At 43.8% G+C, this 10,455-nt stretch carries 11 protein-coding genes; all 11 read right to left on the bottom strand.

Annotated elements, in window-relative coordinates:
* Positions 1-25: 25 nt before the first annotated feature.
* Positions 26-1,210 (bottom strand): hypothetical protein, encoded by a 1,185-nt coding sequence (locus tag RM049_RS38650; protein ID WP_322708024.1) that lies wholly within the window; start codon positions 1,208-1,210, stop codon positions 26-28.
* Positions 1,203-1,619 carry a hypothetical protein gene (locus tag RM049_RS38645; protein ID WP_322708023.1) on the bottom strand — a complete coding sequence of 139 codons (417 nt, stop codon included), beginning with the start codon at positions 1,617-1,619 and terminating at the stop codon, positions 1,203-1,205. Before RM049_RS38645 ends, RM049_RS38650 begins: the two co-directional genes overlap by 8 nt.
* A 52-nt stretch (positions 1,620-1,671) precedes the next feature.
* Positions 1,672-3,495 carry a type IV secretory system conjugative DNA transfer family protein gene (locus tag RM049_RS38640; RefSeq protein ID WP_322708022.1) on the bottom strand — a complete coding sequence of 608 codons (1,824 nt, stop codon included), beginning with the start codon at positions 3,493-3,495 and terminating at the stop codon, positions 1,672-1,674.
* Positions 3,492-4,700: a hypothetical protein gene (locus RM049_RS38635; RefSeq protein ID WP_322708021.1), complete on the bottom strand. Its 1,209-nt coding sequence runs from the start codon at positions 4,698-4,700 to the stop codon at positions 3,492-3,494. Before RM049_RS38635 ends, RM049_RS38640 begins: the two co-directional genes overlap by 4 nt.
* A 122-nt stretch (positions 4,701-4,822) precedes the next feature.
* Entirely contained in the window at positions 4,823-5,629 is an 807-nt protein-coding gene (locus RM049_RS38630; protein ID WP_322708020.1) for a hypothetical protein, read from the bottom strand.
* Positions 5,630-5,650: 21 nt separating this feature from the next.
* Entirely contained in the window at positions 5,651-7,195 is a 1,545-nt protein-coding gene (locus RM049_RS38625) for a hypothetical protein (RefSeq protein WP_322708019.1), read from the bottom strand.
* The gene (locus tag RM049_RS38620) at positions 7,192-7,911 is read right to left on the bottom strand and encodes a hypothetical protein (protein ID WP_322708018.1); all 720 of its coding nucleotides are present in this window, start codon (positions 7,909-7,911) and stop codon (positions 7,192-7,194) included. Before RM049_RS38620 ends, RM049_RS38625 begins: the two co-directional genes overlap by 4 nt.
* Positions 7,908-8,963: a hypothetical protein gene (locus RM049_RS38615; RefSeq protein ID WP_322708017.1), complete on the bottom strand. Its 1,056-nt coding sequence runs from the start codon at positions 8,961-8,963 to the stop codon at positions 7,908-7,910. Before RM049_RS38615 ends, RM049_RS38620 begins: the two co-directional genes overlap by 4 nt.
* A complete protein-coding gene (locus RM049_RS38610; protein ID WP_322708016.1) occupies positions 8,960-9,673 on the bottom strand; it encodes a hypothetical protein in 714 nt (237 codons plus the stop codon). Before RM049_RS38610 ends, RM049_RS38615 begins: the two co-directional genes overlap by 4 nt.
* Positions 9,636-10,181: a hypothetical protein gene (locus RM049_RS38605; protein WP_322708015.1), complete on the bottom strand. Its 546-nt coding sequence runs from the start codon at positions 10,179-10,181 to the stop codon at positions 9,636-9,638. The genes RM049_RS38610 and RM049_RS38605 overlap by 38 nt, the downstream gene beginning before the upstream one ends.
* Positions 10,178-10,455, bottom strand: a 278-nt coding sequence (locus RM049_RS38600; protein WP_322708014.1) for a hypothetical protein, incomplete at its 5' end; no start/stop codon positions are given. The genes RM049_RS38600 and RM049_RS38605, both read right to left, overlap by 4 nt.

The raw sequence follows: 10,455 nt of genomic DNA, 5'->3' as shown, positions 1-10,455 counted from the left end.
CAACACGCGAGCTAGACTCCACCTGTCAATAGGGTTTGAGACGCGCTAACCCTGCCTGTAACTGTTTCTCTGAAACGTTAGGCGATAAAACTCCATCAGTGAGAACAGTCTCGCCGTTTTTGGCACGAACAATTACATTATCGCCAAGGCGTTCAAAATCAAAATTTGTACTTTTAAAACTCTTAGAACCATCAGGGTTATCTTTGCCCAAGATGTTCAGCAGGGCTTTAACACTTTGCTCAATTGCTTGACCTTTAACATCATCAACAGCAGCCCGTAGTTCAGTTCGAGTATTGTCAATAGCTGACTTAACACCCATAAGGCTTTGCTCTACAGTGTTTTTAACACCATCTGCTTGTGTACGTAACTCTTGAGTTAAGTTACCAACTTGTTGATTGAGTTCATTCCTTACACTGTCAGTCTGATATTTAACTTCATCCTTGAAGCTAGTAATTTGTTCATTTACTTGAGATTTGAGTGAAGCAATTTCCTTTCTGAGCTTACTAACTTCAGGTGTTAGCACATCTTTAACCCGCTCAAAAACATTTTTAACAGTTTGTTTTACCTGGTTCTCAACCGTACCCACCCAATTTTGAAGAACCGTATTTTGAACTTGTGGTAAAAACCGTTCATTTACCTGTGACAATGCTTTTTGGGTGTTTTCAATCAACTGTTGCTGCTTCTCCAAGGATTTACTCATTTCGGCAACTTGAGCAGCTAGTTGTGATAAAGATTCGGGTGAAAGCTGTTCTGATTTGATACTATCTACAAGTTTTTGTTGTTCGCTTAGTTTTTTCTGCAATACTTGCACTTGTTTTCCTAAAGCTTCTACACTGTAGATTCGCTCATTACTTACAACTTTATTTTTCTGTGATGTTGGAGCTAAACCTAATTTGTCAGTCAGCACTTCTCCATTTTTAATATGGAATACTTTTTCATGACCAATTTTAATAGAAATTGCACCTTGAGAATTTTTCGGGTCAGACAGAGCTTTTTTTAAGTTCTCTACTATCGTTGGTGTTAATAAGTTTTTAGAGGGTGATTCTCCCAATGTTCCTTGATAAACTTTACTAGAGCTAGAGTAAATATGAACATCCTTGCTGGGATCTAATCCTTTTTCTTTAGCTTTCGCATGGATGAGTTTGAGGAGAGATTCTAAAATATCTAGATAATCTCGCTTAATTTCTTTCGCTTCACCATCGTCAATCATTCTTTTCGCCTTTGAGAATTGACTGAATTAACAGTTCAGGATTAATCGCTACTTCTGGCAAAACTATGCCACCAAGTTTATTAAGAACCTGTCTCCCTTCAACTTCAATGTAAGCAAATTCTCCATCAATCATCACTGTTATCGATGATGTATTTTTTTCAGCATCAGCCGGGACATAATCTTTCAGAACACCATTTAATACAAAAATGTTGGCATCATCTGCATCGCCGCTATAGACTTCAAAGCACTCAGGAAAATAGTTAGCATCAAAAGGCAAGTTATCCCAATTATCAGCAGTGTTTAAAATCTCGCTTGGATATTTATCTGCTAGGGCTGCTATATCAGGAGGAAGTTTAGCAATTTGTTTTCTGTCATAATCAGAGAACGGGTAAAACTTACTTGGCGACATGAATTTTATCCTAAGTATTTTTGACTTCCATTTTATTCCAGACAATATTTCTTTAAATCAGACTCGCATATTCTGATAATTGCTCTTGATTTTCTATCAAAGGTAACAATTTTATCGCGGAGGCTCGGCGAATTTTCATTTCTTCATCTGCTGGAGTTAAGAGAGTAGACTTTTTAGATAAAAACTTTTGAAACTCGTACCAAGTTTTCACACTGTCAGCTTCCGATTTGATTTCATGTTGAGGAATTTTAATTGATTGCAAGATTGGCAAACTTATTTGACCACGAGAACCAAAACCTGGACTAATAATTACTGCTTTCCCCGATGGTAAAGTGTTAAATTGATTGACATCAAATAATTTTCGGGTACTGTTTTGGTCAGAATTAGAAATGCTTGCACCACCCTTGCCGGATGATGAGCGAGAACGTTGCTTGTATTTAATTTCCTCTTCACCTAAAAACTTACTAAATCGTTCGGCGGCTACATCATCTTGGGGATTAAAGAATGCTTTGGTCGCACAACCACCAAATATTGCATTAGTTGTGTTTTCACCATAAGATTCAATCAGCATTGAGAGATTTTGTAAACCTAAGATAGAAATTAGTCCATCCTCGCGGTTCTGATTCAGCCAATCAACCAGTGCTGGTAAATATAATGTGGGTAATTCATCAATCCCCAACACCAAAGGACAAGTACGTTTGTTAGCTACATTCCGACTAACTAATAAATGCAGAATCGAGACAAGCAAAGGGGCAATTACATCACGCTTTTCTTTGTTCATCCCGAATACCACCATCTGCCGTCCCTTCAAATCCAGTGGAATATTAGTTTTTCCACAGAATGCTGCTAAGGCCGAGGGAACCATAAAACGACTGAACAATCCGCTAGCTGTACCCACAATACTAGCTGCTGTTTCTGGCGACCCTGCAACAGATACAAACTGTGCGAAAGCTTCTCTAACCATGAAGTTTAGTTCGGCGGCTTGCTCAATGCGCTTAACTAACTTTGGCAATCCTAGTATCGCTTGGCACATCATGATATCTGGATACTCTGTGCCCTTTGCCAGCATAAAGACGGCTTGGACTAACTGATCGCCTGCGTTGGTAAAGAAGCTATTTCCAGAATCTTTATCACCCAATTGAAAGTTGCGATTGAGTGTAATCGCAAGCTGCCGTGCCATTTCTGAGTCTTCATTACTGCGAAGAAAGTCTATAGGGTTGGCAACTGCTGATTCTGCAAAGCCTGGGGCAAGCACAGTAACCTGATAACCGCGTTCTATCGCATACCCTGCAAGTATTGGAGCTTGCCCTTTAGATGGAGAATCAGCTGATTCCTGGGAGGCATATTTGAAATCATATAAAGCCAGAGGTAAGCCCTGATCAATTACAGAGCGAATCAGGGGATTAATCATTGAAAATGACTTTCCACTCCCTGGGCCACCACATACTAGGATGCCTCGCTGTGCCTCTGGAAAATAAAGGGTTGTTGAATCTTCAGGGATGCAAGTTCTACGGACACCATTAATAACCTCGCTCGTTGTATTCTTGGGAGTACCAACATATAAAGATACTCGGTTATGCAAGCGTTGCTGGATTTGTTTACACGCCAACTGACGAGCCGCTGTTTTCTCTCTTGTCCCGCCCCAGCGCGCTGTCGCTAGCTTGGCAATACCTCCCCTACTATCAATGATTTTGGCGATTACGATCACCGCGCCACAGGCGAATACCCCTAAACCTGCGGGGGAAAACAGAGCCGATTCAATACCTGGGGGAATAAATTGATTTGGCTTAACCTCTGTCTTAGGAGTCCCTGTCATTTCCAATTCACTTTTTCCCATTGCGAATTGCGAATTGCGAATTGCGAATTGTTCGGTCATCGTCCCGTCCCCACGATAACCAAATCATTCTCACTCACGGGCAACCAGGGAACTGGCCCAATGAAGTAAGGGGTGCAAGTTTTCTGCTGAAATGGCGGTCGCGCACAGATCCTAAAGAATAAGCCAAAGTCGGCAGTCCCAAGGGATTCATTAACTCCAGTTAGCGCCACTTTGAACCCATTACCATACACTAGCCGCCCTGTTGGTTCCTTCCCACCGTTAACGGCTGCTAGGAACCCATAACCGCCCTTAACTTGCTGAGATGAGCCAGATGCCCAGCGCTTGCCATATAAGCCGCCCTGACTGCCAGCAAAATCCCCCATCTCTAAGTATGAGCATTCAATGCTTGGAGGACAGGCGACTGTTAAAGTGCGGTCGCCTCTGACAACGCTGCCAGACACAAAGTAATCATTCCCAGCCCTTGCATCGCCTTTTTCAGCCGTCCCAAGTACAACCGACACGATACCCACAACGTCTATCCCAGAGCTAATAGGCTGAGGCATTTTATCAAAGGGCACTTGACTTAATTTAGGAATTTGATTGAGATAAGCTTGCTGCCATGATTTAAATTTCCCTAATTGAGTTTTGTCCAACCCAGGAATTGAATTAAGAGAATACTTACTTAGGTCAATCTTATCTAGTGTCAGGTTTGCGACTTGAGGATTTGAGGCTATGGCTTGAGAAATAGTGCTGCTACCCAGTCCAGCAGCACCATTCCTAGAAAATAGATCGGCTAGTGGGGGAACTTCTGATAGGCTCAAATTGCTTAATTCAGGCATTGCTTTAACTAATGTTTTTGGCGTTTGCCATTGCATTAATCCAAAGTCTTTGAGGGTGGGTTTGGTGGTTGTGCCTGTAGTGGGCAAAGCCACCGTGTCAATAGCCTTTAAGCTCAAGTCCGACATCTTAAAAGCATCATCCGCGTCGCCCAACATCACAACAGAGTCTACTTTTTGCCCTGCTGTCCACGAGCGCGAGGGGTCGTAGCCAAAAACTGAAATCAGGTTTTTAGGTATCTTTAAAAATCCTGGCTGTTGAACGGGTGGCAAAGTATCCCATGTGATTTTTGACCAGTCGGGGGCAGCAGTTTTGTAATTCCCTTGGGAATGCTCAATTGTCGGGGTAGTTGTCGGTGTCTCTGCGATTGAGGCGGAAAGTGGAACCAGGGAGGCGAAAGCAGTCAGTAGAAAGAGTTTAAACTTCATGATTTTAACAACAGTAAGAGTTAATAACTAGGCTGTTACGGAAAATATCAACAATTCATTTCCCCACCTACACAAATAGAGAAACTCGTCTAGTTTTTTGCGAACAATTTTTAACAATTCACTCACAATCGCCCCCATTCAAGTAATTGATAAAAAGTGGTTTTATCGACCTGAGAAAGTGAAATTGCCTCATCTTTTGTCTTGCCACGCCGCAATAGTTTGATAGCATCTTGCACCTTGTTCCAGGTGGTAGATCCGGGTCGAACCTGACCTTTACGCCCAGCTTCTGCTAGCCCAAAAGCGAGAGCATTAGCATCGTTCCTCTGAATCGCACCATTTAGCGTAGTCCCAGGATTGGGGCGCATTAAGGCAACAGGCTGAGGCTTTTGAACTGTTATTGTTTGTGGTGGCGGCGCTGATTGCGGTTTTTCAACTGTTAGCGGTTGCGGCGTTCGCGGACGCGTAATTGGCAATGGGCGCTCCGAATCCGATTTAATCACCAAGCTTGTATAGGCTGGGTTGCCAGTAGCAGGGACTATCTTAAATTGATAAAGATTATCATTGGTAAGTACTGTAATTTGAGTGCTTCCATTGCTACTAGAGGTAACAGGGAAGTTGATCGGGTCAATCTGGCGAAGGAAAATTACAGTCGCTTTGCCTCCTGTGCAGTCAGAATCGTTGCCTGATGACTGGCATAAAGCACCATTTGAAGTAAAGGCGAAGCGACTTGGATCGCCGATCCAAACTTGCTTGATAGTTTCTCCTGTAGACATCAAATTAATAGTTAGCCCGTAGCCCTTCCACACCTTTAATTCGATGGCATTGGAGTTTGCGTCGTTCTGGTAAACCGTTCGGGCAGGTATCGCCGTTGCTTTTGCCGCGCTAGTTAAGATTAAAAATGCTGCAATAATAGTGGTTTTCTTTAACATTTTTTCATGTTTACCGTAACGTTATTGTGAATAGAGCGATATTGTCTGATTAACGAATATTTGAACTGGTTTGCCAACGTCGATCACAAACACTTCTTCTCTACCGCTTAACTGTTGGGAACGGGCGACATTTGAGCTTTTGATATTGTCGAGAATGCTATTAAATGCACCCTCTCCAAAAGCGGCGGATAAATCTTTTTGCTCGTTGGTAGTGGAGCTAGTAGAGAAGCCATTAGAGTTACTGCTGACTTGAGTTATGGGGCGATTCTGTACTTCGGCAGCTTTGGCGACTCCCGCAACAATAGCAGAGATGAAATTGTTGCCCAGATTACTGCCTCTGCGAGACTCTGCTTTTAAGAAACCACCATCCTTGGCCATTATCAGAACGGCATTTTCTGGGAGTTTCTTTTCTTGCGTATCGCCATTAGAGTTGACCAACACTGAAACACCACGCAGTTTGGCGAAACCCGAACCATTGGACTCTGCTAATTGAACAACCAGATAAGCGCCCACGGGTAGTACGTCCCTACCATCTGAGGCTTTTAAGGGTTTTGTTAGTTTCACCAAGTAATTCTGGTTGCCAGCGTCACCAGTGCCCCAAGCGATCGGCGTTTCTAGCCTACCCTCTGCGGTGCTGCCAACAATTACGCGAAGAGCGTTGTAATTAATGGTAGTGTTCTGGGCGACTTGTGTAGCTCCTCCCGTACCTCCTTCAATTCCATTAATCTTGATGGGTTTTTCGCTTTCTGATTCATCGACTGAACTCCTGAAACTGCCAGCGTTTGCAGCGAGAAGCCATTGCTGAGTGGGGTCTTGGGTGGGGGCGTTGCTTGCAGCCGTTGGGAACGCCAAAGGAGATTGTCTGCTCGGCTGGGCAATTTTGGGCTGGGGTCGAGGCTGGGGTTGCGAAACTCTAGCCTGGGGGAAAGTTCTCGGCAAAGCTGGCTGACTGGCGACTGGGTAAGAACGTTGTCGGCGCTGCACTGGTTGCATCGGAGGGGTAACGGGTGCGATTGGGGCTGGGGCTAAGGTTGCGCTAGGGGTAGGCGTTGGGCTAGGCAAGCGATCGCGAATCTGCTTTAACTCGTAATTTTGGCTAGTCAGAGCAAGCGCTGTTTTATCCTTCCCCGTCTCATTTTCCGGCTCTGCTAGGGGCGTTTGCTCTTCTGTAGGCGGTTGCACAATGCCCTTGGAAAACTTCAGCACATTCATTGAGTTGCCTAGCATTGCCCCAATGAGCGCCACGAAGAGAAGGCAAATTAGGGCAACAACGCCCATTTTTAAGAGTGGAGATTGCGAGACTGTTCGAGCAGTAACAATTTCTTCTGGGGCGGGATTCTGTTCTGGTTGAATTGAATCATTAGCGTGAGAAGTTTTAGCGCCGTTCATGGCGGCAAAATCTTGCGAGACTGTTCGAGAAGTAACAATTCCTTCTGGAGCGGGGTTCTCGGAGGGTTGAATTGAATCATTGATTTGAGAAGTTTTAGTGCCGTTCATGGCGGCAAAATCTTGCGACTCTATCTCAATAGTTGCCTCTGGCAAAGGCTCTTGCTGTTTCTTTTTCATAAGTCTAAATCTTGGATTTTGTAAATTTCCAACCCCGCTTTACGAACCCTTGATGCGGTTTCTTGAACATCGGACGCAAATCTAGGCAGGGCAGCCGTATCAATCGCCCTGACAAATACAGTTTTGTTAAAAGCGATGGGCTTACCAACTAAATTGCTGCCTTGGAAAACAACAAGCTCTGCAACCATATCTACTTTCCATTGCCCATCCTTAATAGGAGTCGGCTGACTGATGAGGCTGACTTTTAGAATTGATTGCGTAGACCCATTAAAGACATCGGGCGGCGTGAGATTACCTATCTCCTCAAGAAATGAGGCGCGAAAATCTTCTGACAACGCAAAGCCCCAAGCCCATGTGCTAGTAGTAATCTTGGCTTTTGATGTCGATATCCCAGCATCTAATTTTAATTGTTTGCTGGGGTCTATCTTGTAATCATCGGTTGGCTTTGGTAGAGCATTCCAACTTAAAAGTCCGGTCATTGTCTGCCCGACAAAATGCGTAATAGCTTGGGGCGTTCGCTCAAGGCTCCCTATAGGAATAACTCTGATAGATTCGCCGTCAGACAATTCTACCAAGGTCGAAGCTTTCGTCTTAGAAATTGTTGCTATCCGAGCAAAACTGAGAACTTCTATTAATAACAACATTGTCAATAAAGCAGCATTTCCTATCAAAAATATTGGGGTAAGATTTAACTCTTTTCTCTCTAGTAATTTCATCTCCGTAACCCCACCGAGAATTTAACCCCATTAGTGAAAGCTGAGAATATAGACATTCCACCACCAGTACCGATGGCGACCGCGAGTAATGGCGAAAAAATGGCTTGCAAAAGTTGCATTAACAAAGGATTGGACGAGGGCTTGGCAACTATCGCGCTGGCAATAATACCTACTGTTATTGAGTACGAAATGAGAACCAATGTCAGCCCTAACCATCCAGCCAGCCAAGCATAAATAGGCTTGCTTTGGAAAGGCAGTAAAGATAAAACTAGGAAGATTGGCGCAACGTAAGCAACCATCAAAAACGATAGCTGAACTACATATTGAAATGCTGCCGATAACCCACTCAGAATCACATAAACAAAGCCTTGAATCGCGCTGTTGATAAGTTCGCCACTAAGGTCTAATGGGTTCCAGCTTCCTGTGCCAGAGCCTGCGCCAGTCTTTTCTCTAGCCTTCTGCGCGTCTCTCCGGGTATTGTCTATGGCATCCTGAATACAAGCTTGTTTAGGGCTTGATTCCGAGCCTTCCTGTTTCTCGCTTCCTAATGTTTCGCACTTAGCTAATGCTGATTGTGCGGCTATAATAAAGCTTTGATCGGCGTTGACATTTCGTATAGCATCCTTCAAATTTACGCCGTTTCTCGTAATACTTAGAATGCTCCTATTTAGTCCAGTAGATACGTTTTTTAATGCAAGAATGGTGTTTGCCAAAAGGAAGCCATTATTACTAAGCATTACGATTACTAATAATGGTAAGACCATTTCGGAAACGAAGTCGAAGCCAAAGCCTGATTCTGCATATTTTCGATACCATCCAACAGAAGCAAAAGCGATCATTACTACTGCTGCAAGGGTGGAGATAGCGACAACAGCTGTATAAATTGGATTAGTGCCGGACGCTAACTCTAGCCAATCATTCTCAAACGATTTATAGATTAAATCCGCGCCCTCAATAGCGCCTTGAACTATTTCACCTGAGTTTGTAGTGCCCGTATTTTCTCCAGGCTGTTGCCCCAATTTTTGAGTGAGAAGAATAGGTAGCGTAATCATTGATTCTTCCAGAATGAATCAGTAGAGGCGGCAGATTGGATGATTTGGCGAGATGCGGCGTTGGACTCCTGATTTTTCGCCGCCGCTTGCTCATCCATCCGGCTAGAAATATCGGCAAGATTCATATTTGTAACAGCCAAAGAACGGGATTGTTTTTGCGTTTCTGCATGGATAGATTTGGCAATTACAACGCCTTGCAAGTTTTGAATGGCGACCTTTTTGAGAATGTCTTGGGTGATTACATCATCCTGCGCGGCGATCGCATTTTCACTTGATTGGGCAGTGGCCTCATTAGTTATTGCTGCCTCCTGCGATTGGACTCTTTGACCTTCAGCACCTAGAACCGATTGGGATTGACCGCGTGTATATTGCTGGTTCCAGTCTTTGATAGCATCTCTGGCTTGAATGCGAGGATCTAGTATTAGTAAGTTGCCCTCTTGCTTCTGAATTACTTTCTCAATATTCTTGCCAGCTTTCAGGGGATCGGGAATACCCAAATCCCCAACACTGGATTCAATTGCCTGGGTTAATTCAGCTGACAGCTTGCCCAAACTTTTAGAAAACTCCCTCTGATAATTATTGATGTAAGTCTGCAAGCTACTGTAAATCTGTTGGAACTGAGTCAGGAATGATTGGTTTTGCTGGGGCTGGGCTTTGGCATCGGCTGGAAGGCTAGAAAAGGAGATCAGAGTTACTGCGCTTGATATCACGATCAATCGGTTGGTATTCAGCATATAAATCATCAAAATTAACTACAAAAGGTCTTCTAGTACAAAATGATTCCACAGTGGCTTGTCTACTTTTTAAATCAAAGGAAACTGCCCGAATCATTAATGTTTTAGGTGGGTATTTTTCCTTGTTTAACAAACTAGTAAAGAACGAATCATCAAAGGGCACAGCATTAGGTGGAAGAGTGGAAGCTGGGGTGCGAAAAAGCATTACATAAGCCCCAGGCTTTGTTAAATCAGGGCTACTACCGACTTGCTCCAATCCGCGTAGTAGCTTGTTGTCGTACTTGAGCGCTCTAAGGCTAGGACTGCGCTTAACTGCGTCCTCTCCTAGCCCTAAGTAGACACCACAGTTAGTCTTCGCCTGCTTGAGAGTCTTCTCTTGTTGGGCTTGGTTATGTTGCCAAACCTGAAAAGCTCCTATTGACGCAACGCCTGCGAGTATTGCCGCTAAAAATTTATTTTGGATGAGCGATGATACAAATTTCATAAGGGCTTACCTTGCTTAATGCACTCGACATAATATTTAGAAAATTCTGCCACCCAGGTGAACTTGTCGCTGTGAATTTTCTTGAATTTATCTCGCGTGGCTTGTTCTTCTCTGCTATTGGCAACCAACGCCAGCAGGGGATAGGAGGGATAATAGCGGCAGCGCACATACTTGTTGTTGTAGTCCAACAGCCACAACGTATATAGCTGCTGAATATTAGGGACAAAGCTTTCGTTTTTATCGATAATTTCTCTAGGGATGCCCAGCAACTCAG

The sequence above is a fragment of the Nostoc sp. DedQUE04 genome, assembly GCF_034530995.1.
Lineage (GTDB): Bacteria > Cyanobacteriota > Cyanobacteriia > Cyanobacteriales > Nostocaceae > Nostoc.
This window is presented reverse-complemented; position numbering and strand designations above follow the sequence as displayed.